At 73.5% G+C, this 25,137-nt stretch carries 25 protein-coding genes; 8 read left to right on the top strand and 17 right to left on the bottom strand.

Annotation, left to right across the window (positions count from 1 at the left end):
• Positions 1 to 45: 45 nt before the first annotated feature.
• From ACTFTM_RS15010 to ACTFTM_RS14980, 7 genes are all read right to left on the bottom strand, one after another.
• Entirely contained in the window at positions 46 to 444 is a 399-nt protein-coding gene (locus ACTFTM_RS15010) for a TraR/DksA family transcriptional regulator (RefSeq protein ID WP_421470800.1), read from the bottom strand.
• A gap of 149 nt (positions 445 to 593) precedes the next feature.
• On the bottom strand, positions 594 to 1,241 hold the full coding sequence (locus ACTFTM_RS15005) for a uridine kinase (RefSeq protein WP_449566385.1): 648 nt from the start codon (positions 1,239 to 1,241) through the stop codon (positions 594 to 596).
• A gap of 44 nt (positions 1,242 to 1,285) precedes the next feature.
• A complete protein-coding gene (locus ACTFTM_RS15000) occupies positions 1,286 to 1,891 on the bottom strand; it encodes a winged helix-turn-helix domain-containing protein (protein ID WP_449566384.1) in 606 nt (201 codons plus the stop codon).
• Between the two features lie 247 nt (positions 1,892 to 2,138).
• Positions 2,139 to 2,702 carry a winged helix-turn-helix domain-containing protein gene (locus ACTFTM_RS14995; protein WP_449566383.1) on the bottom strand — a complete coding sequence of 188 codons (564 nt, stop codon included), beginning with the start codon at positions 2,700 to 2,702 and terminating at the stop codon, positions 2,139 to 2,141.
• A gap of 51 nt (positions 2,703 to 2,753) precedes the next feature.
• Positions 2,754 to 3,242: a rhodanese-like domain-containing protein gene (locus tag ACTFTM_RS14990; RefSeq protein WP_449566382.1), complete on the bottom strand. Its 489-nt coding sequence runs from the start codon at positions 3,240 to 3,242 to the stop codon at positions 2,754 to 2,756.
• Between the two features lie 35 nt (positions 3,243 to 3,277).
• The gene (locus tag ACTFTM_RS14985) at positions 3,278 to 3,733 is read right to left on the bottom strand and encodes a cysteine dioxygenase (protein ID WP_449566381.1); all 456 of its coding nucleotides are present in this window, start codon (positions 3,731 to 3,733) and stop codon (positions 3,278 to 3,280) included.
• Positions 3,734 to 3,842: 109 nt separating this feature from the next.
• Positions 3,843 to 4,220 carry a signal peptidase I gene (locus tag ACTFTM_RS14980; RefSeq protein WP_449566380.1) on the bottom strand — a complete coding sequence of 126 codons (378 nt, stop codon included), beginning with the start codon at positions 4,218 to 4,220 and terminating at the stop codon, positions 3,843 to 3,845.
• A 54-nt stretch (positions 4,221 to 4,274) separates the two neighbouring features.
• On the opposite strand from ACTFTM_RS14980, the gene ACTFTM_RS14975 reads away from it, so the two are divergent.
• A complete protein-coding gene (locus tag ACTFTM_RS14975) occupies positions 4,275 to 4,667 on the top strand; it encodes an ankyrin repeat domain-containing protein (protein ID WP_449566379.1) in 393 nt (130 codons plus the stop codon).
• 15 nt (positions 4,668 to 4,682) lie between these two features.
• Positions 4,683 to 5,633 (top strand): DUF3500 domain-containing protein, encoded by a 951-nt coding sequence (locus ACTFTM_RS14970; protein ID WP_449566378.1) that lies wholly within the window; start codon positions 4,683 to 4,685, stop codon positions 5,631 to 5,633.
• A gap of 428 nt (positions 5,634 to 6,061) precedes the next feature.
• On the opposite strand, the gene ACTFTM_RS14965 is transcribed toward ACTFTM_RS14970, so the two are convergent.
• The 7 genes from ACTFTM_RS14965 to ACTFTM_RS14935 form a co-directional block, all read right to left on the bottom strand.
• Positions 6,062 to 6,820, bottom strand: a complete 759-nt coding sequence (locus tag ACTFTM_RS14965; protein WP_449566377.1) for a methyltransferase domain-containing protein — start codon at positions 6,818 to 6,820, stop codon at positions 6,062 to 6,064.
• A gap of 207 nt (positions 6,821 to 7,027) precedes the next feature.
• Positions 7,028 to 7,519 (bottom strand): DUF2231 domain-containing protein, encoded by a 492-nt coding sequence (locus tag ACTFTM_RS14960; protein ID WP_449566376.1) that lies wholly within the window; start codon positions 7,517 to 7,519, stop codon positions 7,028 to 7,030.
• Positions 7,520 to 7,647: 128 nt separating this feature from the next.
• A complete protein-coding gene (locus ACTFTM_RS14955) occupies positions 7,648 to 8,388 on the bottom strand; it encodes a GAF and ANTAR domain-containing protein (protein ID WP_449566375.1) in 741 nt (246 codons plus the stop codon).
• Positions 8,389 to 8,566: 178 nt separating this feature from the next.
• Positions 8,567 to 10,858 (bottom strand): accessory Sec system translocase SecA2, encoded by a 2,292-nt coding sequence (secA2, locus tag ACTFTM_RS14950; protein WP_449566374.1) that lies wholly within the window; start codon positions 10,856 to 10,858, stop codon positions 8,567 to 8,569.
• A 65-nt stretch (positions 10,859 to 10,923) separates the two neighbouring features.
• Positions 10,924 to 12,690, bottom strand: a complete 1,767-nt coding sequence (locus tag ACTFTM_RS14945) for an ABC transporter ATP-binding protein (RefSeq protein WP_449566373.1) — start codon at positions 12,688 to 12,690, stop codon at positions 10,924 to 10,926.
• Positions 12,691 to 12,731: 41 nt separating this feature from the next.
• Positions 12,732 to 13,820, bottom strand: coding sequence for a zinc-binding dehydrogenase (locus ACTFTM_RS14940; protein WP_449566372.1), 1,089 nt, complete (start codon positions 13,818 to 13,820; stop codon positions 12,732 to 12,734).
• Positions 13,813 to 14,823 carry a Gfo/Idh/MocA family protein gene (locus ACTFTM_RS14935; protein ID WP_449566371.1) on the bottom strand — a complete coding sequence of 337 codons (1,011 nt, stop codon included), beginning with the start codon at positions 14,821 to 14,823 and terminating at the stop codon, positions 13,813 to 13,815. The genes ACTFTM_RS14940 and ACTFTM_RS14935 overlap by 8 nt, the downstream gene beginning before the upstream one ends.
• A 220-nt stretch (positions 14,824 to 15,043) precedes the next feature.
• Between ACTFTM_RS14935 and ACTFTM_RS14930 the strand changes: the two genes are divergently transcribed.
• The 5 genes from ACTFTM_RS14930 (at position 15,044) to ctaD (ending at position 20,727) form a co-directional block, all read left to right on the top strand.
• Positions 15,044 to 16,027, top strand: a complete 984-nt coding sequence (locus ACTFTM_RS14930; protein WP_449566643.1) for a glucosyl-3-phosphoglycerate synthase — start codon at positions 15,044 to 15,046, stop codon at positions 16,025 to 16,027.
• A gap of 46 nt (positions 16,028 to 16,073) precedes the next feature.
• Positions 16,074 to 17,231: a glycosyltransferase gene (locus ACTFTM_RS14925; RefSeq protein WP_449566370.1), complete on the top strand. Its 1,158-nt coding sequence runs from the start codon at positions 16,074 to 16,076 to the stop codon at positions 17,229 to 17,231.
• An 85-nt stretch (positions 17,232 to 17,316) separates the two neighbouring features.
• Positions 17,317 to 17,775: a DUF4383 domain-containing protein gene (locus tag ACTFTM_RS14920; protein ID WP_449566369.1), complete on the top strand. Its 459-nt coding sequence runs from the start codon at positions 17,317 to 17,319 to the stop codon at positions 17,773 to 17,775.
• Positions 17,776 to 17,882: 107 nt separating this feature from the next.
• The gene (locus tag ACTFTM_RS14915; protein ID WP_449566368.1) at positions 17,883 to 18,611 is read left to right on the top strand and encodes an STAS domain-containing protein; all 729 of its coding nucleotides are present in this window, start codon (positions 17,883 to 17,885) and stop codon (positions 18,609 to 18,611) included.
• A gap of 124 nt (positions 18,612 to 18,735) precedes the next feature.
• On the top strand, positions 18,736 to 20,727 hold the full coding sequence (ctaD, locus tag ACTFTM_RS14910) for an aa3-type cytochrome oxidase subunit I (RefSeq protein WP_449566367.1): 1,992 nt from the start codon (positions 18,736 to 18,738) through the stop codon (positions 20,725 to 20,727).
• Positions 20,728 to 20,796: 69 nt separating this feature from the next.
• On the opposite strand, the gene ACTFTM_RS14905 is transcribed toward ctaD, so the two are convergent.
• Positions 20,797 to 21,939, bottom strand: a complete 1,143-nt coding sequence (locus tag ACTFTM_RS14905; protein ID WP_449566366.1) for a SigB/SigF/SigG family RNA polymerase sigma factor — start codon at positions 21,937 to 21,939, stop codon at positions 20,797 to 20,799.
• 222 nt (positions 21,940 to 22,161) lie between these two features.
• Positions 22,162 to 23,574: a hypothetical protein gene (locus ACTFTM_RS14900; protein WP_449566365.1), complete on the bottom strand. Its 1,413-nt coding sequence runs from the start codon at positions 23,572 to 23,574 to the stop codon at positions 22,162 to 22,164.
• Between the two features lie 176 nt (positions 23,575 to 23,750).
• Between ACTFTM_RS14900 and ACTFTM_RS14895 the strand changes: the two genes are divergently transcribed.
• Positions 23,751 to 23,981, top strand: a complete 231-nt coding sequence (locus tag ACTFTM_RS14895) for a CDGSH iron-sulfur domain-containing protein (RefSeq protein ID WP_449566364.1) — start codon at positions 23,751 to 23,753, stop codon at positions 23,979 to 23,981.
• 5 nt (positions 23,982 to 23,986) lie between these two features.
• On the opposite strand, the gene ACTFTM_RS14890 is transcribed toward ACTFTM_RS14895, so the two are convergent.
• A complete protein-coding gene (locus tag ACTFTM_RS14890; protein ID WP_449566363.1) occupies positions 23,987 to 25,102 on the bottom strand; it encodes an iron-containing redox enzyme family protein in 1,116 nt (371 codons plus the stop codon).
• Positions 25,103 to 25,137 lie beyond the last annotated feature (35 nt).

Here is a 25,137-nt window from a genome sequence, read left to right as displayed (position 1 = left end):
GAAGTCCATCGTGTCGTGGACCGACCGGCAACCGCTGCTTCTCGCTCAGGCCGCCCGCCGTTCGCGGGTCTGCTTGCAGGTGACACAGGTGGTGGCGGCCGGGAAGATCTCCAGCCGCTCGACCGGGATCGCCGCCTTGCAGCCCTCGCACCAGCCGTACGTGCCCTCGGCGAGGCGGCCCAGGGCGTGCTCGTACTGGGCGCGGCGGTCGAGGATCGTCCGCAGGAGGGACTGTGCGGTGTCCCGCTCGGCAGTCTTGGTGCCGCTGTCGGCCTGGTCGTCGCCGGCGGTGTCGCCGACCTCCACCAGACGCAGCACCTGGCTCTGCAGGACGGCCTGGTCGTACTCGGCCGTCAACTCGTCGTAGCGCGCCTGCAGGGACTGCCGGATCTGGTCGATCTCCGTCTGGGAGCGGCCGGTGTCGACCGTGTCGTGGACGAGCATCGCTGCCTGCCTTTCCTGGCCTGTGGTTCACGTGAACCGGGTCCGGCGGCGTGGAGCCCCGGTAGCGGTCGCATGCGGTACGCGGGCGATCACCCGCGCTCTGTGAGCCGGGCGAGTACCCGCCGACCGCGGCACCCAAACCGGCAATTTCAGCCCTCGCCGGTGGCCTCGACGAGCGCGGGATGGCGGGGGTCGTCGGCCCGTACGACCACATCGGCGAAGCTGGCGGGAACCACCTCGTCGGCGTAGCGGTCGAAGGCCGGCAGGGTCCACCCCTGGGCGGGTTCGGTGCGGCGGCGCAGCGCCGCCGTGGACACCTGAAGGTGGACGGTCACGTCGAACGGCAACGCGCCGCCGAGCAGGAGCGCGCCGCTGACCAGCACCACGCCGCCCGGCGGCAGATCGAGGTACGCGGCGCGGCTGGCCCGGTCGGCGACCGGGTCCCACAGCGACGGCAGCAGCCGCCCGTCGCCTCCGGGGCCGGCCGGGTCGAGCACCTCGCGGCGCAGGCCGGCCTCGTCGAGCCAGCCCTCGTAGTAGGCGTCCGGGTTGGTGCGGCCAAGTTCGAAGCGCAGCGACGCGGGCCGCAAAAAGTCGGTGGCGCGTACGTGCAGGACCGGGCGACCCCGGGCGCGCAGCGGGTCGACAAGCGCGCCGGCCAGTTCGTCCGGACCGGCGGCGGGAGCACCGTCGACGGCGACACGCAGCCGGGCCGGCTCGACGGTGGCCGAGGCGTCGGCGAGGCGACAGGTCAGTTCCGCGACGAGCAGGTCGGGCGAGATGGGACGGATGCGCACCGGTCCATCCTGCCCGGCATGGGATCAGCGGGCGGCGGTGGCGGTCAGCCGGTGCGGTCGACGGTGACCCGCGCGTCGTCGGCCAGTCGGTAGCCCACGCCGTAGACGGTGGTGACCAGGGGGACGTCGACGCCGACCTTGCCGCGCAGTCGACGCACGTGCACGTCGACGGTGCGCACCCCGGCGTGCTCGTAGCCCCACACGGCGTTGAGCAGTTGCAGCCGGGTGAAGACGCGGCGGGGATGGGCGACCAGGTGCAGCAGCAGGTCGAACTCCAGCCGGGTCAGGGGCAGCGGCTCGTCGTCGCGCAGCACCGACCGGGACGACGCGAGGATGTGCAGGGAGGGGATCGTCGGGGTGCGGGCCCGCACGGGTGACCGGTTGGCCGGCACACCGTCGGAGCGGCGCTCGGCCGGAACGGAGCTGGTGATCACGCCCTCGCCACGTTCGAGCAGCTCACGAGCGGCTTCGAGCAGCCGTCGGGCCGGCGGCGTCAGCGACTCCTCGCAGGTCAACGGGATGGACAGCGTCACGGTGAGCTCGGGCGCGGCGGTGTTCGCCGGGCGGCGTTGACCGCCGGGAGGTCGACCGGGCACCGCAGGTTGGGACGTATGCCATCCGGCGCGCGACGAGGCGGGGCTGACCGACATGGTCCTCCTTGGGCTGGTCCGGGTATCTCCCCACGGCCCGGGACGCCGCTTCATCGATGCTTCCCGGCGCCCGGGCGAGGGTCAAGAGGCGGCTGCGTTGCATGAATGTGACAATTGACGAACGCATCGGAGCCAGACGCTCGCTCTGCGTACGAAGCCAGATGATTACAGCAGAGCCCCCCGGATGCCCGGTTACGGGGGTCCCCGTCCTGTTCACCATGCGGATGCCGCCGCCTCCCCGACCCGCTCAGCGGGTATGGTCCACGCTGATCCGCGCCTCGTCGCCCAGCCGGTAACCCACCCCGTAGACGGTGGTGATCACCTCCGCTCCGGCGAGCTTGGCGCGCAGCCGCCGGACGTGCACGTCCACGGTCCGGGCCACCGCGTGCTCGTAGCCCCAGACGTTCGACAGCAACTGCAGGCGGGTGAAGACCCGGTGCGGACGCTCGGCGAGAAAGAGCAGCAGGTCGTACTCGATGCGGGTGAGGGCGACCACCCGGTCGCCCTGGCGGACGGTCCGCGATCCGGCCAGGATGCGCACGTCGGCGGCGTCGACCACCGCGGGCGGTTCGACGGCGCCGGGCCGTGCGAGCGGTCGCGGCGGCGGCACGTCGGCGGCGGGTTCCAGCCGACCCTCTCCGGCGTCGGCCAGCTCGCCGAGCAACTGCACCAGCCGGGCCAGCCGGGGGCTCATCGGCCCGGGGGCCAGGTCGAGGGTGATGGTCAGGGTGGGTCCGGTGCGCGGGCGGCCGGCGGCCCGTCCCGGGTGGCCCGGCGAGTAGGGACGGGTGGGGATCGCGACGACGGACATCGTGCCTCCTGAGATGGCGGTACGCCCGCCACGCCCGGTGCGGCGTGGGGGTCAGCGGCGCGCCCAGCCGGCGGTGACCGGGGGCGCGAGGGGGGTGACGCGGTGCAGGGGGGTCGGGCCGAGCGCCGGCAGGCCGGCGATGCGCCAGGCGGCGAACCCGCCGTCGACGTCGGTCGCCCGGTGCAGGCCGATGTCCTGCAACGCGGCGGCGGCCAGTGACGAGGTGTAGCCCTCCTGGCAGAGGATCACCACCGGCACGTCGTAGTCGACGGCCTCGGGCAGCCGGGCCGGGCAGCGTGGGTCGAAGCGCCACTCCAGCACGTTGCGCTCGACCGTGAGCGCGCCGGGCACGACGCCGTGCGCGGCGCGCTGGGCGGCTGGCCGGATGTCGACCAACAGGGCCCCGGCCCGGTACGCCAGATGCGCCCGCTCCGGGTCCAGCCGGTCGAGCCGGGCACGCGCGGCCGCCAGGATCTCGTCGATGCCCCGGGAGCCCGGCGGTGGCACGGGTGCCGGACAGTGCGCGGCGGTGACCTGCATTATCGATTCCTTCCGGGAACGAGGGTTGGGACGATTCACCAGGACCGGCCGGCCTCGGCGACCTCGGCGGCGCGCAGCCGCCCGTCGAGCAGGTCGTAGCGGGTCATCCGGCGCAGCGCCGGCCGGTAGACGTGCACGCTGACCGCCGGGTCCGCGCCGCGGTTGCTGACCTGGTGGACGTGGTGAGCGCCGAAACGACGGCCGGCGCCGGCGGGCAGCACGCGGGGCAGCAGCAGTCCCCGGCTGACCGTCTCCTCGGTGAGGGCGCCGGCCACCACCCGGAACGCGCCGGCCGAGCCGCCGTGGTCGTGCAGGTCGGTGCCCTGGCCGGGCAGCCAGCTCAGCGCCCACACCTCGTGGTCGTCGGCGGTGGCGAGTCGGGCGTACCAGCGCTCGGTGGGATCGAAGCGCAACGTGACCGGCCAGTCGGCGGGGTCGGCCCAGCGGGCGGCGACGGCGAGCAGGTCGGTGGCCGGGTGATCGTGGGTCATCGGTGGTTCCTTGCGGCTCGGCGCGTGGGGTGCACCCGTACTCTAGCCGGCAAAGCCTATAGGTTTAGTAGGTAATTCCACATGCCGGGACCCGAGCGGTAGTGGTCCTTCACCGCAGGATCGGCGGCTCCACCCGGTAACCCGGCAGCGACGGCCACCGCACCGTGAGCACCACCGAGGCCCGCTCGGCGTACCAGGAGTGGTCCACCCCCCGCGCCCACACCACGTAGTCGCCGGGCGCGGCCAACCGGACCGTCCGGTCCGGCAACTCCACCCGGAAGCATCCGTCGACGAGCACCAGCAGGGTGGTGCGGCGCTCACCCGTCGCCCACCGCGAACGGGCCTCGCCGGGCGGATGCACGCCCCACTTCACCTCGACGTCGGTGCTGTGCCGGATCTCGCCGGGCGGCGCGAAGTGCCCGAGCAGCCAGCCGCCGTTGCCGACGCCGTCGACACCCGCGTTGCCCACGTAGACCGTCTCATCCATCGGGCCCTCCCCCACGTGCCGGCCGAGCAACCTATCAGGGCCTAACCTGGACCGGTGACCGACGACCTCGACGCCGAGACCCTGGCGTTCGCGCACCGGATGTTCGACCTGGCCCGCGCGGGCGCCACCGAGGAACTGGCCGCCCAGGTCGACGCCGGGCTGCCGGTCAACCTGACCAACGACAAGGGCGACACCCTGCTGATCCTGGCCGCCTACCACTCCCACCCCGACACGGTGGCCGCGCTGCTGGCCCGGGGCGCGGACCACACGCGTACCAACGACCGGGGTCAGAGCGCCCTGGCCGCCGCCGTCTTTCGCAGCAGCGCCGACGCGGTCCGCGCGCTCCTCGCCGCCGGCGCCGACCCGGCGTACGGCAATCCTTCCGCCCTGGAAACCGCGCAGTTCTTCGACCTGCCGGAGATGGTGCGGCTGCTACAGGCCGGCTGACGGTATACAGGGGCGGTGGAAGATCCTCTGCCCGAACAGATGCGTGCCGCCGCGAGCGCGCTGCTGACCGCGCTCGACCCCGCGACCCGCGTCGAGGCCGTGTACCCGTTCGACGACGAGCCGGCCCGGCGCTGGCTGGAGTACCGGCCACGCCCGCGTCCCGGCGTCTGCCTCGCCGGGCTGGACGTCGCCGGGCGCAAGACCGCGCACCGGCTGCTGGCCACCGCGCTCAGCCCGTCGGCGTACGCCCAGGCGATGGCGATCATCGCCCTGGAGGAGGTCCTGGACCGGGCCGAGGGGTGGCGTCGCGGGCGGCACAGCGGCGACTACTGGATCGCCGTGTTCGGCGACCCGGCGCGCGACGACCGCTGGGCGTGGCGGCTCGAAGGGCACCACCTGTCGGTGACCATGACCGTGGTGGACGACCAGGTCTCCCCCGCGCCGGTCTTCTTCGGCGCCAACCCGGCCGCGGTGCGCTACGCCGGACGTGCCGTCTCCCGACCACTCGGTGTCGAGGAGGATCTGGGCCGCGCCCTGCTGGACGCCCTCGGCCCCGCCGGCCGGGCCGCCGCGATCATCGCCGACGAGGCGCCGGCGGACATCATCAGCGCCACCCGCCCCCGCGTCGACGGGCCACTCGAACCCCTCGGCGTGCCGGCCGACCGGCTGGGCCCCACCGGCCGGGCGCTGCTCGACCAGGTCGTCGCGCTCTATCTGGACCGGCTGCCGCCCGAACTGGCCGTCCGCGAGGCCGCCCGATTCGCCGGCGGCCCGCTGCACTTCGCCTGGGCCGGCCCGACCCGCCCCGGGCAGCGCCACTACTACCGGGTGCAAGGCGACGACCTGCTGATCGAGTACGACAACACCAGCGACGACGGCAACCACGCGCACACCGTGCTACGCCGCCCCGCCAGCGACTTCGGCGCCGACATCCTGGCCACCCACCACAAAACCCACCCCCACTAACCCCAACCCCACCCGCCCCACCCTCGCCCCGCCCCGCCGCCCCGCCCTCGCCCTCGCCCGCCCTCGCCCCGCCTTGCCCCGCCCCGCCCCGCCCCGCCGATCATGGAGTTGTGGTGGGAACGAAGGGTGTGAGCGGGTGCATAACGCCCACCACAAGTCCATGATCGCCGGGGCCGGGGCCGAGGCCGGGGGCGGGGCCGGGGCCGGCCGGGGGCGGGGCCGGGGGCGGGGGCGGGGCCGGCCGGGGGCGGGGCCGGGGGCGGGGGCGGAGAGGCGCAGTCCCAGGTGATGCCGCCGCCCGCACTCTCCCACCCCGCCCCCCTCTCGCGTCGATCTTGCAGTTTCTGTGGCGACTAAGGGTGCCGATGGGACATAACGCCAACAGGAAGTGCAAGATCGGCGCAGGAAGGGCATGGGGGGCGGGGTGGTTAGGGGTGGGTTGCTTCGATCAGGAAGCGTTGGGCTTGGGCTATGAAGGGGCCTTGCTCGGCGATGCGGCGGTGCAGGGCTAGCAGCGCGGGGCGGTGACGGTCCACCGTGAAGCCGGGCACGGTCCAGACCACCTTGCGCAGGAACCAGACCACCGCGCCGATGTCGTGGAACGTCGCGCGCAGGGTGGCCCGGCGTAGGTCGACCACCCGCAGGCCCGCCGCCTCGGCGGATGCGACCGCGTCCTCGGGGTGCCGACTGTCCGGCGGTGGCAGCGGGCCGAGGATCGCCTCGCTCAGCTCCCGCATGGTGCCCGGCCCGATCTGCTGCGACAGGTACGTCCCGCCGGGGCGCAGCACCCGGGCCGTCTCCACCCAGTCGGTGCGTACCGGATGCCGGCTGACCACCAGGTCGAAGGCGTCGTCCCGGAACGGCAGCGCCGAGTCCGGCGCGACGGCCACCACGGTCGCGCCGAGCGGGCGCAGGTTCCGCCGTGCCACGGGGACGTTCGGTGGCCACGCCTCGGTGGCCGCCAGCACCTTCGGCGGGTACGGCGTCTCGGCGAGGACCTCGCCGCCGCCGGTGTCCACGTCCAAGGCCGCGTGGGCGCGAGCCATCCGCTCGCCGACCAGCCGGGCGTACCCCCAGGGTGGACGCTCCTCGGTGGCCCGGCCGGCCAGCCACCCGAACCCCCAGCCGTCGACGGGCGCGGCGGCGGCCTCCGCGATCAGTTCCTCGACGTCGCGCGCATCGGTCATGGCGGCGAGCCTCGCGGGCCCGCCGCCCCGGCGGCAATTCATTTTCACGGCGTCGATCGACTCGGGTTCCTGAGGTCCGCCCGGTCACCGAGCCCCCGACGCTCCGATATCCAGGAAGCCGAGTCGATCAACGCCACCCGGGGACGGGCGGCGACGCGACGCGGCTTCCCCGTGCGCCGGTCACCGCCGGCCGGCTGCGGGACCCGGTCAGGGGCGGGGCCGGACGACCTCGACCGTGCCACCGGCGAGAGCGTCCAGGCTGCCGGTCTCGACGCGACCGCCGTCGAACTGGCGCATGAGTCGCGCGCCCAGGTACACGCCGACCCCGCCGGCGGCCAGCGCCACCAGCTCGGTGAACAGGATCGCGGCCGTCGCGCCCCGATCCGGCGAGTGGGCGCGGACCAGGCTGGTGATCAGAAACAGTCCCGCCATGGCCGCGTTCACCAGGTTGAAGGCGATGGCGGTACGGCGGGTCCCGTCGACCGGCACGTCCCAGAGGTCGACCATGCCCGCGATCGCCGTCATCGCGGCGGCGAAGAGCGCGGCGACGCCGGTCCAGTAGCCCACCTCGCCGAGGAAGACCGGCCCGCCGAGCACGTCGGTGAGGTCGAAGACCGTGGCGCTGACGAAGAGCCCGAGTGGGAACGTCACCAACATCGGTTGGATGGGGTGCCCCTGCACCCGCAGCCGGCTCTGCATCGGTCCTCCCCAGGGTCAGGCGCAGTCCACCAGTACCAGACTGCTACCCGAGCCCCCGTCGGGTGAAACGACGCCGCCCGACTCGCCGCCGACCGGGAGAACGGGCATCCGCCCGCGCCGGTCGACGGTCAGCTCTCGCGGGGACGGGAGACCGTCCGTACGAGGCGTTCGGCCACCTCGCGCAGCGGTATGTCCAGCGACGAGGCGGCGGCACGCAGCACGTCCAGGGCCTCGGCGGCCGGGCACCCCCGCTGCGTCATGATCACCCCGATCGCCTGGCCCACCACGCCCTCGTGCAGGAGCGAGGAGTCGCGCTCGCCGGCGAGCGCCTGCTGACGGCCCCGGTCCCGGACGGCGGCCAGCAGCAGACCGGCGTGTTCGGCGAGCAGCATCGCGGTGAGTTGGTGCTGCGGGGTGAGCACGTCCGGCGCGGCGGCGTAGAGGTTGATCGCACCGATCACCTGGTCGTCGATGTCCACCGGCGCGGAGATCACGCCACGGACACCAAGGTCGCGGGCGCGGGGCGTCCAGTCCGGCCATCGTGACTCGCCGCTCAGGTCGACCGCGAGGATCATCTCGCGGCGACGGATCGCGTCCATCGCCGGCGAGTCCGGTCCGTGGCGCAGGTCGTCGAGGCCGGCCATCTGGTCGTCGGAGGCGGCCACACCGGCCGGCTCACCGGCGCGCAGCGCGGTGAACCCGCACCAGCGGACCCCGGCCACCGCGTCACGGGTGACGCGAACCAGCGCCAGCAGCGCCTCATCGAAATCGGTCAGGCCGATCAGGCCGGCGGTCAGCTCCCGCAGCAGTGCGGCCGTCTCCAGCACGCCGAGTCGTTCGACCACCGGTTCCCGCGTGTCCAGGTTCACCGTCGCACTGCCCTCGTATGCCCTCGCGCGCGTCCGGACGTCGTCGTCACGTGTGCCATCGTCTGCTCTCTTCCGCCTTGACCGACCCGCCCTACTACCCTCGCAAACCGGGATCGAAACGGCGCGAGGAAGGGCCTCTGCCCTACCCGGAGGTACGGCAGAGGCCCCGCGAGCCAGGTCAGCGCGACGCGCCGCTGAGCCGCCGCCCGATCGAGGCGATCAGCCGGTCGAGCTCGGAGCCGAACGGGTTGTCGTGCACCAGGTACGTCCAGGTGGCGGTCGGCCGGACCAGGGTGCCGTCCTCGGGCTCCCAATCCTCATCGAATTCGGTCTCGTTGAACGTGGCGATGGTGCGCGCCTCGATCTCCGGGACGAGGTTGTTGAACGCCGGCACCGCCGCCCGGTGGAACTCGTCCAGCGGGTCGAGCCGCCCCAACGCCCGCAGGTGTACGCCCTCACGGACCTCGGACAGCTCGGCCAGGTGCTCGGCCCAGAGCCGGTCCAGGTGGAAGAGCGCGATCGAGCGGGCCGCCCGGGCGAGCAGGTCCTCGTCCATCTCGCCGGCCTTCTCGGGCTCCTTGTCCAGCAGCATCAGGGCGGCCACGTCGCTGGTCAGCAGGCGCTCGCGGCGGGCGGCCAGGGCGATGCGCTGCTGCTCGATCACCACGCTGTAGCGCCAGGTGTTGCGGTGGATCTCGTGGTTGACGCCCTCGGCGACCCGCTGGGCGTGCTCGATCGCGTAGTCGACCTGCTCGTCGGTGACCAGACCGTCCGCGTTCATCCGCGGCGACGGGGGCACCGCGTCGGCGGCGTGCCGCACGACCAGGTCGTCCTCCAGGCTGACGAAGAAGACCGAGCCGCCCGGGTCGCCCTGGCGGCCGGCGCGACCGCGCAGCTGGTCGTCGACGCGGCGGCTGTCGTGCCGGCCGCTGCCGATCACGTACAGACCGCCCAGCTCGGCCACCCGGTCGCGGTCGGCCTGGTCGCTGCCGCCCAGCCGGATGTCGACGCCTCGACCGGCCATCTGGGTGGACACCGTCACCGCGCCGTACGCGCCGGCCTCGGCGATGATCGCCGCTTCCTCGTCGTCGTTCTTGGCGTTCAGCACCACGCAGGACACACCGGCCGCGTTGAGTCCGGCGGCCAGCGCCTCGGACTCCTTGACGTCCAGGGTGCCGACGAGCACCGGCCGCCCGGCGTCGTGGCAGCGGCGGATCTCGTCGATCAGCGCCTCGTCCTTCTCGGCGCGGGTGGCGTAGATCCGGTCCGGCTCGTCCTCACGGATGCATGGCGTGTTCGGCGGGATCACCGCGACCTCGAGGTCGAAGAACTCCCGCAGTTGGTCGCCGACCAGCACCGCGGTGGCGGTCATGCCGCACACCTTCGGGTAGAGCGCGATGAACGCCTGCACCGCGATGGTGCCCAGCACCTCACCCTCGGCGGTGGCGTCCAGCCCCTCCTTGGCCTCGACGGCCGCTTGGAGCCCGTCGGGCCAGCGGCGGCGCTGGGCCACCCGGCCACGCATCTCGTCGATCAGCTCGACCGAGCCGTCCCGGACGATGTAGTCCACGTCACGGTGCAGCAGGGTCTGGGCGTGCAGCGCCACGTGGACCGCGGAGAGCTGCTCGACGTGCTCCTCGTCGTACAGGTCGATGCCGAGCTTGGCCTCGACGGCGGCCAGGCCGGCGGAGGTGAACGCCACGCTGCGCCCGTCCTCGGCGATCGTGTAGTGCCGACCCTTGCGCAGGCCGCGCACCAGCGCGGCGGCGGCGTGCACCGGGTCCTGCTCGCCCGGCACCGCACCGGCGAGCACCATCGGCACCCGGGCCTCGTCGATCATGATCGAGTCAGCCTCGTCGATGATCGCCGTGGTCAGCACCGGCTGCACGCGGTCCTCGACGTCGGTGACGAGCTGGTCGCGGAGGTAGTCGAAGCCCGCCTCGCTGACCGAGATGTAGGTGACGTCGCAGGAGTACGCGTCGCGCCGCTCCTGCGGCGTGGACGCCTCGTTGACCCAGCCGACGGTCAGGCCCAGCAGCGTGTAGACGGGCTCCATCCACTGGGCGTCACGGCGGGCCAGGTAGTCGTTGACGGTGAGCACGTGCACCGGCCCGTTGCCGAGCCGGACGTGCCCGTACGCGGCGATGGTGGCGGTCAGCGTCTTGCCCTCACCGGTGGCCATCTCGGCGACCTTGCCGGAGAGCAGCGCCATCGCGCCGAGCAGCTGCACGTCGTACGGCCGCTGGTCGAGGCCCCGGCGGGCGGCCTCGCGGCCGACCGCGCAGATCTCCTCGTAGCCGGTGGCGGCGCCGGCGGCCTCGGTCAACTCGGCGTCGTCCAGCGCGGCGAGGTCGTCCTCGCGCGCCGCGATCGCCGGCAGCAGCTTCTCCAGCGGAGCAAGATCCACGGTTGATCCCGGGCGCTGGAGGAAACGCCGGAATTTGCTCTTGAACCGTTGCGACACACCCATGAGCGGCAACGGTACGCGATTCCGGCCGGCACGGGCGGCCCGGCCGGCCGGCAAGTTGGGCCCGGTCAGGCGACCAGCAGTTGGTGGGTGGCCAACTCCCGGTAGAGGGGGTCGGTGGCGGTCAGTTCGGCGTGGGTGCCCACGGCCACCACCCGGCCGCCGTCGAGGACGACGATCTGGTCGGCGTCCACCACGGTGGCGAGTCGGTGCGCCACGATCAGCAGCGTACGGCGGACGGCCACCGCGTCGATGGCGCGGCGCAGGGCGGCCTCGTTGCGCGCGTCCAGGTTGCTGGTGGGCTCGTCGAGCAGCAGCACCGGCGGGCCGGCCAGCAGGGCCCGCCCGATGGCCAGCCGCTGCCGCTCACCCCCGGAGAGCAGCACCCCACCCTCCCCCACCTGCACGTCGAGGCCCTGCGGGGTGCGCTGGACCAGGTGGGTGAGGTTGACCTCGTCCAGGACCTCGCGCAGCCGGTCGTCCGTCGCGTCGGGGGCGGTGATCAGCAGGTTGTCGCGCAGCGTGCCGGCGAGCACGGGCGCCTCCTGCTCCACGTAGCCGAGCCGGGCCCGCAGCGCGTCGCGGGGCAGTTCCCGGACGTCGACGCCGTCGACCCGGACCGCGCCGGCGCTCACCTCGTAGAAGCGCTCGACCAGGGCCAGCAGCGTCGACTTGCCGGCGCCCGACGGGCCGACCAGGGCGGTACGGGTGCCGGCCGGCACCGCGAAGCTGACGTCGTGCAGCACGGACGCGCCGCCCGGGTAGCCGAACCCGACCCGGTCGAACTCGATCATGGAGGCGGGCTGGCGCGGCGTCGCCGTCGCGGTCGCGGTCGTCGGTCGGTCCGCCGCGCCCTCCGCCGGCACGGTCAGGATCTCCTCGATCCGCTGCAACGCGCCCAGACCGGACTGCAACTGGGTGTACGCGCGCAGCACCTGGCCCAGCGGCAACGCCAGGAGGAACAGGTACATGACGAAGGCGACCAGGTCGCCGACGGAGATCGCCCCGGCGGCGACCCGCGCCCCGCCGATGCCGAGCACGAGCAGGAACGCCCCCTGCACGGTGACCGAGCCGATCGGACCGATCAGCGCCTGCACCCGGGCCACCCGCAGCCCCGCCGCGTACGCCTCGCGGGCGCTGCCGGCGACGGTGTCCGCCTCCCGCGCCTCGGCCCGGCTGGCCCGGATGGTCCGGGCCGCCGAGATGGCCCGCTCCACCGCCGAGGTCATCTCGCCGACCCGCTCCTGTGCGGCGCGCGCCAACGCCCGGACCCGCCGGGCGAAGGTCGCCGCGAAGCCCAGTCCGAGACCCACGCCGAGCAGGGTGACGCCGAACAGCAGCGGGTCGAGCAGCACCATCGCGGTGCCCGCCCCGACCACCATCACCGCCCCGGTGACGGTCTCGAACAGCCCGGAGGTGACCACCGCCCGCAGCAGGGTGGTGTCCGAACCCACCCGGGAGAGCAGGTCGCCGGTGCGCCGCTGGTCGTACTCGGCGATGGGCAGCCGCAGCAGGTGGGCCGCCAGTCGCCGGCGGGTGCCCAGCACCAGTCCTTCGGCGGTGCGTTGCAGCAGGTAGTCACGCAGCCCGCCGATCGCCGCGCCGAGCACCACGAGCCCCACCAGCACCGCCACCAGCAACGAGACCGGGTGCTCGCGGCCGATCCGGTCCAGCACCGACCGGGTGAGCAGCGGCTGGGCCAGCGACGCCGCCGAACCGGCCAGCGACAACACGCCCACCACGACGAGGGTGCCCCGATGCTCACGCAGGTACGGCAGCAGTGCGCGAAAACCGACCGGGCGGCTGTCGACCGGCGTGTCCGTCGAGGTGCTCATGGGGCGAACGGTAGCCGGCCCCCTCACCCCCCGACGGCGCCTCACACGGCCAGGACCACCTGGAGTTCCTGGCGGCGGCGCTCGGCGAGGTCGGTGAGCAGGGTGGGCGCCTCGTCGAACGGCACCACCGCCGAGACCAGGTGCTTGCGGATGACGTCCCCGTACGTCCGCAGCAGGTCGACGGTCTCGGCGGAGAGCCGCTCACGGTCCCAGGTGGGCGCGAGCCCGCGCGGCACCCGCCCGATCTGCGCGCACCGCAACGCCAGACCGTTGTGGTGGAACTCCTCGCCGAGCCGGACCGCGTCCGCGCCGCCCTGGTAGAAGGCCAGGTCGATCACGGTGCCCTGCGGGCGCAGCAACCGCAGCGCGAGGTGCAACGCCCACGCCTGCCCCCGGCACTGGAACACCACGTCGGCGCCCCGGTCGCCGGCGACGTGCGCCCACCGGGTCTTCAGCACCACGGCCGGGTCGTCCGCCTCCGGGTCGAGCGACTCCAGGCCGAGCCCGTCGGCGACCTGACGTCGCTGCGGGGTCGGGTCGAGCACCACCACCGACGCGGCGCCGTGCCGGCGGGCCAGCAGGGCGGTCAGCAGACCCACCACTCCGGCGCCGACCACCGCGACCCGCCGGCCGCGTACCCCGTCGCCGAGCGAGCGGACGTGCGTGCCGTGCAGGTCGGCGGCGGCGTGCAGCAGACCGTTGGCGCAGATGGGGCCCATGTGCGCGACATAGACGCCGAGCAGCGGGTCCAGGTCGTCGGGCAGCGGAACGAACCGTTCGGCGACCGGGTCGGCCAGCCAGCCGGTGCGGTGCCCGTAGGTCATTGCGCCGACCGCGCCGACGGCGACCGCCGGGGTCGCGCTCTCCACCACCCTGCCCACCTGCATGTAGCCGAGCCGGGTCACCGGGTACGGGGTGCTGGCCGCGCCGGGTTGGAAGAGCCCGAGGTCGGCGTTCCAGGTGACGTTGAGGTAAGGGTTGGTGCCCTTGACGTAGCTCAGCTCGGTGCCGGCGGAGACGCCGCTGAACAGCGTCTCGACGCGGAAGGTGCCGGGCCGCAGCTCCGCGGCCTCCTGCTCGACGAGTTCCACCCGCCCGGGGGCGGTGACCGCGACCACCCGGTCACGCATCGACGGTCACCCCGGTCGTCGGCACGACCGTCTCGGCGGGCGTGGTGAGCCGCACCGTCCGGCCACCACGGGCCGAGTCGGCGACCGCGAGAGCCAGCCGCTGGGTGTTCAGCGCCTCGGCGTACGGGACGCGCACGTCGTCGCCGACACCGCGGACCGCGTCGACGAACGCGCGGTCCACCGCCACCCGGGCGGCCTCCGGATCGGCCGGGACGTGCCGCTCGCCGTCGGCGTCACGGATCGACAGACCCTCCTCGTTCAGCGACAGGGCCAGTCCGTCGGCGAGGATCTCCAGGCCGGCGCGGTGCTTCCAGCCCAGCACGCAGGCCGCGCTGAGCGTGCCGACCGCGCCGCTGGCGAAGCGCAGGGTGGCGGTGGTCACCGAGTCGATGTCGGCCCCGTCGACGGGCGGCGGCGTGCCGTCGCCGTACGCGGTGACCTCGGTGACCTCGCCGGCCAGCACCCGGATCAGGTCCAGCACGTGGGCGGCCTGCTCGACGACCGGGCCGCCGGAGCGGTCGCGCCGCGACCACCAGGCGACCGGCGGGACCTTGTCCAGCCAGGCGCCGCTGACCATCCGCACCGGACGGTCGGCGAGCAGCTCACGGGCCGTGTCGAGCACGCTCAGGTAGCGCCAGTGGTGCCCGACGGCGGTGCGCAGTCCCCGCCGGGTGACGAGGTCGGCGATGCGCTCGGCGGTGCCCAGGTCGACGGCGACGGGCTTCTCCACGAACATCGGCACCCCGGCGTCGATCACCGCCTCCTCGGCGGGGCCGTGCGCGAAGGGCGGCACGCAGACGTACACCGCGTCGGGGCCGGCGGCCAGCAGCTCGGCCACGTCGGTGAAGGTCCGCGCGTCGTGCCGTACGGCCAGCGTGGACGCCGCCTCCGGAACCACGTCGGTGACCCCGACGATCTCGACGTCGTCGAATCCGGAGAGCACGCGCGCGTGACGCTGCGCCACCCCACCGGCACCGACCAGGCCAACTCGGCATCTGACCATTCGACAACCTCTTTCGAGAACGTTTCGGATCCGCCGGGAGCAGTCCCCTGAGGTGCGCGCAATCAAACGTTCATCCCCCGGGAACGCGCCGATGCCACGTCGTGATCAAGCTGTTGCCCTGGGAACGGTTAGCGCGTGGTGCCGAGTGGGAACTACAGCCCTGCTTGTTCCACGCACGAATGGAGGGGTGCCCGTGCGGGATACGACCGTGTCACCGGTGGTGGAGGCCTGGGCCACGTACCGGACCACATCGGCCGCGGACTGGCCGGTACGCCGGCTGCTTCGCGCCAAGGGCGCGTGCCGGGTCAGCGTGGTGCTGCCGGCACGCAACGAGGAGGCGACCGTCGGCGCGATCGTGTCGACCATCCGGGAGCACCTGATGGACCGGGTCGCCCTCGTCGACGAGCTGATCGTGGTGGATTCACGGTCGACCGACCGCACCGCGCAGGTGGCCCGCGCCGCCGGCGCGGAGGTGGTCAGTCAGGACGCGATGACCCGGGGCCTGCCCCGTCTCACCGGCAAGGGCGACGCGCTCTGGGCGGGGCTCGCCGCCGCCGAGGGCGACGTGGTGGCGTTCGTCGACGCCGACCTGCGGGAGTTCCGCCCGCACTTCGTCACCGGCCTGCTCGGGCCGCTGCTCACCGACCCGTCGGTGGACTTCGTGAAGGGCTTCTACCACCGCCCGCTCGTGGGGGCCGCCACCGTGGAACAGGACGGCGGTGGGCGGGTGACCGAGTTGATGGCCCGGCCGCTGCTCAACCTCTTCTGGCCGGAACTGGCCGGTTTCGTGCAGCCGCTCGCCGGTGAGTACGCCGGCCGCCGCGACGTGCTGGCCCGGGTGCCGTTCGTCTCCGGGTACGGCGTGGAGACCGCCATGATGATCGACCTGCTGGACCTGGTCGGTCTGGACGCGCTGGCGCAGGTCGATCTGGGCGAGCGTAAGCACCGTCACCAGGACACGGCGGCGCTGGGTCGGATGTCCGCGCAGATCATGCTGACCGCGTGGTCGCGGCTGCAACGACGGGGCTGGGCGACCCCCGGCCTGGTGCCGGAGGCGCTGCTGACCCAGTTCCGCCGGGGCGGCTCCGACACCCTGCCGAACCTGGACCGGGAGATCGTGGTCAGCGACGTGTCCATCGAGGAGCGCCCGCCGCTGGCCGAGCTGCGCCACCGGGTCCCCCGCCGACGGGTGGCCGCCGCGTGAGCGCCCCGGCTCGGCAGTTCGCCGCCGGAGTACGGAAGGACCGCCGATGAGCCTCACCGTGCTGATGAACGCCGGCCCGTGGCTGTCGGTGCCGCCGCCCGGTTACGGGGGCATCGAGAACGTGATCGCGACCCTGGTGCCGGAGCTGCGGCGGCTCGGCGTGCGCGTGGTGCTCGCCTCGGTGGAGTCCAGCGCGCTGCCGGTGGACGAGAAGGTGTCGGTCTTCCCCGACGGGCAGTTCGGCGCGCTGCAACGGCCGTACAACCAGGTCTGTGGCATCGCGCAGGCGCACCTGGCCGGGGTGGTCCGCGAGCTGCACTCCCGCGACGACATCGACCTCGTGCACGACCACGTGGAGGCGGTCGGGCTGGCCACGCTCACCGCGATGGGGCCGTCCGGGCCGCCGGTGCTGCACACCCTGCACTGGGACCTGGCCAAGCACCCCGCGCTCTACGGGAATCTAAACGGCGGCGACCGGGTCCGGGTCAACGGCGTCTCGGCGTCGCAGGTGGCCCGCGCGCCACTGGCGCTGCGGGAGCACTCGGTGGGTCACGTGCACCTGTCCACGCCGCTGGCCGTGGACGCCGACCGTCGCCCCGGCCCGCCCAAGGGCGAGCACCTGCTCATCCTGGGCCGGATCAACCCCGGCAAGGGGCAGGACGTGGGCGCGCGGCTCGCGCAGCGGATCGGCGTACCGCTGGTGCTGGCCGGTCCCGTGGGCCCGTACCACCGCCCGGCGGATCTGGTCGCGGCCGGCGACGAGGCCCGGCAGAACCCGGACGTACGGTTCTTCCTCGACGAGGTCGCGCCGCACGTCGACGGCGACCTCGTCCGCTGGATCGGCACCGTGGCCGGGCAGGAGCGCGACGACCTGCTGGCCAGCGCCCGCGCGTCGCTGTTCCCGCTGCGCTGGGAGGAGCCGGGCGGCACGGCCGTGGTCGAATCGCTGGCCCTGGGTACGCCCGTGGTGGCCACCGCCCGGGGCTGCCTGCCCGAGTTGATCGAGCACGGACGCACCGGTCTGCTCACCACCGAGGAGGACGAGCTGGCCGATCTGGTGCTGGCCGCGGAGCTGCTCGACCCGCAGGAGTGCCGCCGGGTCGCCGCCCAGCGGTTCACGCCCGCGGTGATGGCCCAGCGCTACGTCGAGCTGTACCAGCGGGTCCGCGAGCTGTCGACCGCGTCCCGCCTGCAACCGGTCTGAGCCGCCGTCGCCGCCGGCGCGTTTGCCCCTGGCGGCGGCGGGTAGGCGCACCCCGCACGCCTGCCGCGGAGCGAGGGAGCCGGTGATGGTCGGACCGATGGCGCACTCCCGGGCCCGGGCCAACCCGGCCGAGGGCAAGCCGCCGGTACGCCGCGCGGCGAGCGCCGCGTCCGTGCTGTTCCTGCTGGTCGGTGTGCTCGGGTTCGTACCGGGGATCACCAGCGGTACGGAGAACCTGCGCTTCGCCGGGCACACCTCGGGCGCGTTCCTGTTCGGCGTCTTCCAGGTGTCGGTGCTGCACAACCTCGTACACCTGCTGTTCGGGGTGGCCGGCCTGGCGCTGGCGCGGTCGGTGGGTGGCGCGCGGACCTTCCTGGTCGGCGGCGGGGCGATCTACCTGGTGCTCTGGCTGTACGGGCTGGCGGTGGACCACGACACCGGCGCGAACGTCCTGCCGGTCAACACCGCCGACGGTTGGCTGCACCTGGGCCTGGGCCTCGGTCTGATCGCGCTGGGTCTGCTGACGGCGCGGACGCGCCGGTGACCGGGCCGGAGTGACCCGCGTCGCCCTGACCGATCGGTCCGGTTTGGTGACGCGGAACCCCGGGTAGTGGGCAGATCCCGACCGACCAGCGAATCGAGGGCGCCCCGATGGCCAGCCGGATCACCTGCGAGGTGCGCGACACCGCACCCGTGGCGGTCGTCCAGCTCAGTGGCGCCCTGGATCTGGGCACCATGCGATCGGTGCACCAGGCTCTGGACGGCGCGTTGGCCGCCCAGCCCGAGGCGCTGGTGGTCGACCTCGCCCGGGTGACCGTACGGGACCGGCTGGCGCTGTCGGTCTTCGCGGCGACGGCCCGGCGTGCCGAGGAGTGGCCGGCCGTGCCGGTCGTGCTCTGCGCCCCGCCGCCGGCCGCCGCCCGGTGGCTGGCCGAATCGACGACGTGCCGGGTGGTTCCGGTCTCGCAGGACTGCGCCGAGGCGACGCGGGTGGCCGGCGAGCAGGGCGCGCTGCGGATCCGGGCCCGGTTCGAACCGGTGGCGGAGGCCTGCCGGCGAGCACGGGAGCTGGTCGGCGACGCGTGTGCCCGGTGGAACCTGCCCGATGCGGCCGGCCCGGCCGCGCTCGTGCTGACCGAGCTGGTCGGCAACGTGGTCCGGCACGTCGGCACCCCCATGCAGGTGACCGTGACGCTGCGTCGGCCGTACCTGCACCTGGCCGTGGTGGACGGCAGCCCGGCGGTGGCCCAACCCGCTGGCCTGGACCTGCGGGCCGAGGGTGGCCGAGGGCTGCTGCTGGTCCGCGAGATGGCGCAGCGGTGGGGCAGCGTGCCGGCGGGTCAGGGCAAGGCCGTTTGGGCGATGGTGCCGGCGTCCTGAGACCGCAGGGCACTCCGACCGGTACCGGCGATCTGACCGAAATTACCGCTTAAGCCTGGTTACATGGTGCAAGGGTCGGGTAGGCACGCCCGTCCTTTCTGCCGTCACGACGGGGTGAGCAGCCATGCCCAAGCGGGTAACCACGGAGCCCGTTCGCGATCGGGGCCCGGCGATCCTGGCACCGGCCCGCTTCGGGGGCTTCCCCGGGGCGCTGCGGACGCCGGTCCCCGGGAACTCCCTGATCAAGTTCCTCGCCACCACCGACCACAAGCAGATCGGTGTGCTGTACCTGCTGACCTCCTTCGGGTTCTTCCTGGTGGCGGGGCTGCAGGCGATGGTGATGCGCGCCGAGCTGGCCCGGCCGGGCCTGCAGTTCCTCTCCTCCGAGCAGTACAACCAGCTCTTCACGTCGCACGGCGCGGTGATGCTGCTGCTGTTCGCCACGCCCGCCGCCTTCGGGTTCGCCAACTTCATCGTGCCGATCCAGATCGGCGCGCCGGACGTGTCGTTCCCCCGACTCAACGCGCTGGCGTACTGGCTGTACCTGTTCGGCGGCCTCATGGTGATCGGCGGTTTCGTCACGCCGGGGGGCTCGGCGGACTTCGGCTGGACCGCGTACAACCCGCTGAGCGACGTCGACCACAGCCCCGGCGTGGGCGCGAACATGTGGGTGCTCGGCCTGGTCGTCTCCGGCCTGGGCACCATCCTCGGCGCGGTCAACCTGATCACCACGATCCTCACCCTGCGCGCGCCCGGCATGACCATGTTCCGAATGCCGATCTTCACCTGGAACATGCTGTTCACCAGCGTGCTGGTGATCCTCGTCTTCCCGCTGCTGGCCGCCGCGCTGCTGGCCCTCTCGGCCGACCGCCTGATCAACGCGCACGTGTACGACCCGGCCACCGGTGGGCCGATGCTCTGGCAGCACCTGTTCTGGTTCTTCGGGCACCCCGAGGTGTACATCATCGCGCTGCCGTTCTTCGGCATCATCACCGAGATCATTCCGGTGTTCTCCCGCAAGCCGATCTTCGGTTACACCGGCCTGGTGCTGGCGACCATCGCGATCACCGTGCTGTCCATGACGGTGTGGGCGCACCACATGTTCGCCACCGGGCAGGTCCTGTTGCCGTTCTTCAGCATCCTGAGCTACCTGATCGCGGTGCCCACCGGAGTGAAGTTCTTCAACTGGATCGGCACCATGTGGAAGGGACAGCTCACCTTCGAGACGCCGATGCTGTTCGCCATCGGCTTCCTGGTCACCTTCCTTCTCGGCGGCCTCACCGGGGTGCTGCTGGCCAGCCCGCCGGCGGACTTCCACACCCACGACAGCTACTTCGTGGTGGCGCACTTCCACTACGTCGTGTTCGGCACGGTGGTCTTCGCGCTCTTCGGCGGCTACTACTTCTGGTGGCCGAAGATGACCGGGCGGCTGCTCGACGAGCGACTCGGCAAGGCGCACTTCTGGACGATGTTCATCGGCTTCCACGGCACCTTCCTGGTGCACCACTGGCTGGGCGCCGAGGGCATGCCCCGCCGGTACGCCGACTACCTGCCCACCGACGGCTTCACCACGCTGAACACCATCTCCAGCATCTTCGCGTTCATCCTCGGCCTGTCCACGCTCTTCTTCATCTACAACGCCTGGAAGTCCTGGCGGTACGGGGCGGTGGTCACCGTGGACGACCCGTGGGGCTTCGGCAACTCCCTGGAGTGGGCGACCAGCTGCCCGCCCCCGCTGCGCAACTTCGACAAAATGCCCCGGATCCGCTCCGAGCGTCCGGCGTTCGACCTGAAGTACGGCCCGCTCGTCGCCGACCTGGGACGGGACCTGCCACAGCGCACGACCAAGCCGCCGCAGCAGTTCGGCGACGAGATCCACCTGGAGCACCACGTGCCGGAGTCGCCCGCCCCCGAGGGCGCGCACGGCGCCCCGGAGGCGGCCCGCTACCACCCGGCGCCCGAGTCCGGCGCGCGCCCGGTGGACGTGCCCGACCCCGAGGGCGTACGCCGGCCGAGCTTCGAGCAGAGCGACGCGCCGCAGGACGCGCAGGACGCGCCGAAGCCGCACGAACGCTGGCGGCACCCGCACAGCGACGGCGAGGACAAGGACCGCTGAGAGTCGGTACGCGCGCGGCAAGGGGCCCGACACCTGTCCGGTGTCGGGCCCCTGGCTGTCGTCGGCGGATCAGTCCCGGGCTGGCGGCAGCCCGGCGGCGGTGAGCGAGCGGCGCACCGCCGGCTGTACCCGGGTGAGCCGCAACGGCACGCCGGTACGTTCCGCGGCCTCCCGACCCGCCACGAGCGCGGCGATCGCGCCGGCGTCGAATCCGCCCGCGCCCACCAGGTCGACGACGACCTCGCTCGGCTGGCCGGTGACGGCCTCCAGCATCGCCCGGCGCAGTTGGTCCGCGCCGTCGCGGTCGACCTCGCCGCCGACCTCGACGACCACCCTGTCGCCGTTCTGCCGTACCGAGATGCGGGTCTTGCCCGGGTCTGGCTCGGCGGCGCCGTTCTGCCAGGGCGGCGGCGCGTCCGCGAGCATGGCCTGCCGCAGCCAGGTCAGCGCCCGCGACAGCAGTCGGGACACGTGCATCTGGGAGATGCCGAACCGGGCGGCGATCTCCGCCTGGGTCTGGTTTCCGTAGAAACGCATGGCGAGGATGCGGCGCTCGCGCCAGGGCAGCCGGTGCAGCAGGCCGCTCACCGTCACCCGGTCGTCGACCGATTCGAGGGCGTTGTCCGACTCGCCGACCAGGTCGCCGAACTCCGCGGAACTCTCCCCGCCGACCGGCGCGTTCAGCGACGCCGGGCTGTAGCCGGCCGCCGACTCCAGCGCCGCGAGGATCTCCTCCTCCGGCGTCTCCAGCCGGGCCGACAGCTCGGCCACCGACGGCGCGCGGGACAACTCGCTGGTCAGCGCCGCGGTGGCCTGCCCCACCTCGAGGATCAGGTCGCGCAGCCGCCGGGGCACGTGCACGCCCCAGGTGCGGTCCCGGAAGTGGCGCTTGATCTCACCCACGATGGTGATCGCCGCGTACGCCGTGAACGATCCCCGTTCCGGGTCGTACCTGTCGACGGCGTTGACCAGTCCCAGGCGGGCCACCTGCTCCAGGTCCTCCAGCGGTTCTCCCCGCCCCCGGTAACGGCGGGCCAGCCGCCCGGCGAACGGCAGCGCGAAGCGGACCAGGTCGTCCCGCGCCTCCTGCCGCCGCTCCGGCGGCAGCCCTTCGATCCGGGCCGCGTACGCCAGCGCCGCCGCGTCGAGGTCCTCCAGACCGCGCTCGGTCGGTGGTGGTGTGGTCGTGGTCGTGCTCGTCTGTCCGAACATCCGCGCCTCCCTCAGGAAGGTCCCCCGCCCGGATCGGGAAACCGGTCGTGCGCGTGGTCGAGCCACGCACCGGGCCGGAAAGTGGGTCAGTGACTGGGATGCCAGCGGGCGACAACATCTCTACGCAGCGCGATCAGGTCGTCGCAGCCAGCGATGTTCCCGCTCCGTAGGTACTCAATCACGGGACCCCGGGTTCGCGAGGAAGTTTCGGCGTCCTCCCCTTCAGGAGACGAGCAACCCCTGGTGGCCGCCGGTGTCACGGAGCACCGACAGTGCCTCGGCGACCCCCAGCGGAGGCGGGACGGGCAGGTCGTACGGCTGGGCGCGCATGACCTCGGTGGCCCGGCGCGTCGGCACGGACGTCACCGGATAGCCCCGCGCGGAGGTCCGGTCCAGCGCCCTGCGCCGCCGGCCGAAGCCCGCGACCGCCAACCACTGCGGGAGGCCGGCCAGGGCGGGCGAGCGCATGCCGGGCGGCTCGGGCAGGACGTCCACCGAACTGAACGTCTCGCTGCCCGCCAGCCACCACTCGGCCTCGTCCACGCTGCGGCGGGTGGCGTTCTCGCACCAGTACGGCACCAGCCCCGCCCGCACCACCTGCCACGGATCGAGCAGCCGCCCGCATTCCACCACCAACCGGTCACCGGTCTTGCCGGCGGCCCGCAACCACCGCCGGTAGAGGTCGGCCACCGCGGCGCTCAGCGCTCCCGGGCGGGGCACCAGCACCCGGTGCAGCGGGCGCCCGGAACGGGTCGCGAAGTCCCGTGCCGACTGCTCGAATCCGGCGTCCATCCCGTGCTCGGCGTCGCCCGACGGCACCGACACCTCCGGCGGCGCCCACCGGGTGGCGTCCCCGCCCACCGCGCGCAGGACCTGCCGCAGGGCGTGACTGTCGGGGTGGAAGTCCACGGGGTCCAGCCCGCTCGCCGGGCAGCCGACCTGGAAGCTGTGCCCGGCCCCGCCATCCAGCACCGGCCACGTGCGCGCGTCCCGCACCAGCAGCACCGGGGCGTCGGCGCTCAGCCGGTCGGTCAGGAACTGCGCGTACGCGTCCGGCAGCGACCGCCACCGGGCGGCCAGCGACACGGTGACGCCGGTCAGGGTGCCCCGGCTGGCCGGGCAGTGAACCTGACGCAGGTGCACGTCGGGGTTGCCGCCGAGCAGCCGTTCGGCGAGCGCGCCCCCGTGCGCCAGCGCCTCCCGGGGACGGTCCACGGCCCCGTCGCTCCAGTGCGCGGTCATCTCGAAGCCGGCGGGCAGCCACGGCACGCCGAGCGCGACCGCGAGATGGGCGGCCGCGCCGTGCGGCGACCCGATGAGCACCCCCGGGTAGCTGTGGCGCGGGTACTGGTCGACGAACCAGCGCGCCACCCGGGCCGCGTCCACCTCGCCGACCTGGTCGACGGTGAGGGCGACCCGCCCGGCGGCCCGGGTCGCCGCGGCCCGGCGTACCGGCTCGGGCGCCGTCGGGAACCGCGAGGTCGGTCCGGTGTGCCCGAGGTCGGCGCAGTCCGCGCCGCGCAGCGCCCGGGCGGTGGCGGCGACCAGCACCCGGGCCGCGCTGCCCTGGGCCACGACCCGGTCGCCGGCCAAACCGGCGCCATCGGCCGTGAGCCCCTTGTGCACCTTGTGCACCGGCCCCACCTTGCCTCGTTCGCTCACCACGCGGCCCGGCTTCCCGTCCCGATGCGGTTCAAACGGGGCATCGGCCACGCGGCGGCCCCAATCCGCTGGTCAGCGGGTTGCGCCGGTCATCACCGGCGATCGGCCGCGCAGGTTTCACCCGGGCTGGGGCGGGCACATCGGGGCCCATGCGCACCGACGACACCAGCGAGCCCGCCGCCGCCACGATCACCCCGTACGAGGACGGTCCACTGCTCGTGCGCGGCGACTTCGCGCTGGTGACCCCGGACGGCGAGCGGATCGACGCCCGCCGGGGCACGGTGGCGCTGTGCCGCTGCGGCAAGTCGGCGCTCAAGCCGTTCTGCGACGGCACCCACAAGGCGGTCAACTTCCGGGCGGGCACCACCCGGGAGGGGTGAACGGGTCAGACGAGCGCCCTCGGCGCCAGCGGAACGACCGGCACCGTGGGGGTCACCGGGGTCGACCCGACGAGCGGGACGGTCGGCGGCGGGGACGGCGGGGCGGGTGCGCGCAGGGAGCTGCGGCCGGCCGCCCAACTGTCCAGCACGTGCGCCGCGAAGAGCCGGTCCACCGCGAGCGCCGCCGCCGCGCCGAGGAGCACGTCCGGGGCGAGCGCCGGCTCGGTCCGAACCAGGCCCCCGCACAGGTCGTGCGCGGCGATCTGCTCGTGCACCGCGTCCGCCTCCACGTGCTCGTCGTAGAAGCGGGTGGCCACCTCGTCCAGGCCGAGGCGGCGCAGTCCGTTGCCGTAGCGGCGGTTCGGCAGGGACGAGGTCATCTCGAAGGCCGCCAGGTGCCCGAGCAGCGCCCCGCGCAGCCGGCGGTGCAGGCCGAACAGGGACATCAGGTTGTTGGTCGCCAGGGTCACGGCGGGAACCACGTCCAGGTGGGCGCCGTAGCCGGTGTCCAGACCGAGCCGGTCGAGGGTGCGCCGGAACAGCTCGGCGTGCATCCGGTCCAGCCGGCCGTTGCCGTACTCGTCGGTCTGGATCTCCACCAGCGCGGCCTTGGCGGGACCGCCGAGGCGCGGCAACGCCCAGCTGTGCGGGTCCGCCTCCCGCAGGTGGTAGACCGAGCGGTGCACGACGAACTCGCGGAACTGGGCGAGGTCGGCACGTCGTTGCAGCGCGGCGGCCAGCGACGGCCCGTCGTCGGCCGCGACCAGCTCGGCCAGCCCGGCGGCGACGCCGCCCGCCGGCACCGACGGGACGCCGGCCAGGCGGCGCAGCGCCGCCTCGAAGGGGCGTTCGACGCGGGCCCGCAGAGCCAGCAGAGTGGGCTGCCACTCCCAGCTCTCGTCCACGCCCAGCCAGCCCCGGTAGTGCAGCTCGTAGCAGAGGAACAGGGTCAGTTGCAGGTCCTCGTCGGTCAGCGGGTCCGCCGGATCGAGGTCGACGCCGAGGTCCGCCGGCAGGTCGTACGGCGCGCGGCGCAACGCGTCGGTCACCGCCGCCGACAGCGGGCCGCGCGGCTGCGGCAGGTGCGCGGGACCATAACGGCGGTCGGCGGGCTCCAGCATGGGACCTCCAGGGTCGTCGGGCCGCTACTGATGCC

The organism is Micromonospora sp. RB23 (assembly GCF_053585025.1).
This window is presented reverse-complemented; position numbering and strand designations above follow the sequence as displayed.

Bases quoted from the DNA above. Each gene is read 5' to 3' on its own strand.
- ACTFTM_RS15010 (WP_421470800.1), bottom strand. From the start codon at position 444: ATGCTCGTCCACGACACGGTCGACACCGGCCGCTCCCAGACGGAGATC.
- ACTFTM_RS15000 (WP_449566384.1), bottom strand. From the start codon at position 1,891: ATGTCGGTCAGCCCCGCCTCGTCGCGCGCCGGATGGCATACGTCCCAA.
- ACTFTM_RS14995 (WP_449566383.1), bottom strand. From the start codon at position 2,702: ATGTCCGTCGTCGCGATCCCCACCCGTCCCTACTCGCCGGGCCACCCG.
- ACTFTM_RS14990 (WP_449566382.1), bottom strand. From the start codon at position 3,242: ATGCAGGTCACCGCCGCGCACTGTCCGGCACCCGTGCCACCGCCGGGC.
- ACTFTM_RS14985 (WP_449566381.1), bottom strand. From the start codon at position 3,733: ATGACCCACGATCACCCGGCCACCGACCTGCTCGCCGTCGCCGCCCGC.
- ACTFTM_RS14980 (WP_449566380.1), bottom strand. From the start codon at position 4,220: ATGGATGAGACGGTCTACGTGGGCAACGCGGGTGTCGACGGCGTCGGC.
- ACTFTM_RS14965 (WP_449566377.1), bottom strand. From the start codon at position 6,820: ATGACCGATGCGCGCGACGTCGAGGAACTGATCGCGGAGGCCGCCGCC.
- ACTFTM_RS14960 (WP_449566376.1), bottom strand. From the start codon at position 7,519: ATGCAGAGCCGGCTGCGGGTGCAGGGGCACCCCATCCAACCGATGTTG.
- secA2 (WP_449566374.1), bottom strand. From the start codon at position 10,858: ATGGGTGTGTCGCAACGGTTCAAGAGCAAATTCCGGCGTTTCCTCCAG.
- ACTFTM_RS14945 (WP_449566373.1), bottom strand. From the start codon at position 12,690: ATGAGCACCTCGACGGACACGCCGGTCGACAGCCGCCCGGTCGGTTTT.
- ACTFTM_RS14940 (WP_449566372.1), bottom strand. From the start codon at position 13,820: ATGCGTGACCGGGTGGTCGCGGTCACCGCCCCCGGGCGGGTGGAACTC.
- ACTFTM_RS14935 (WP_449566371.1), bottom strand. From the start codon at position 14,823: ATGGTCAGATGCCGAGTTGGCCTGGTCGGTGCCGGTGGGGTGGCGCAG.
- ACTFTM_RS14925 (WP_449566370.1), top strand. From the start codon at position 16,074: ATGAGCCTCACCGTGCTGATGAACGCCGGCCCGTGGCTGTCGGTGCCG.
- ACTFTM_RS14920 (WP_449566369.1), top strand. From the start codon at position 17,317: ATGGTCGGACCGATGGCGCACTCCCGGGCCCGGGCCAACCCGGCCGAG.
- ACTFTM_RS14915 (WP_449566368.1), top strand. From the start codon at position 17,883: ATGGCCAGCCGGATCACCTGCGAGGTGCGCGACACCGCACCCGTGGCG.
- ctaD (WP_449566367.1), top strand. From the start codon at position 18,736: ATGCCCAAGCGGGTAACCACGGAGCCCGTTCGCGATCGGGGCCCGGCG.
- ACTFTM_RS14905 (WP_449566366.1), bottom strand. From the start codon at position 21,939: ATGTTCGGACAGACGAGCACGACCACGACCACACCACCACCGACCGAG.
- ACTFTM_RS14895 (WP_449566364.1), top strand. From the start codon at position 23,751: ATGCGCACCGACGACACCAGCGAGCCCGCCGCCGCCACGATCACCCCG.
- ACTFTM_RS14890 (WP_449566363.1), bottom strand. From the start codon at position 25,102: ATGCTGGAGCCCGCCGACCGCCGTTATGGTCCCGCGCACCTGCCGCAG.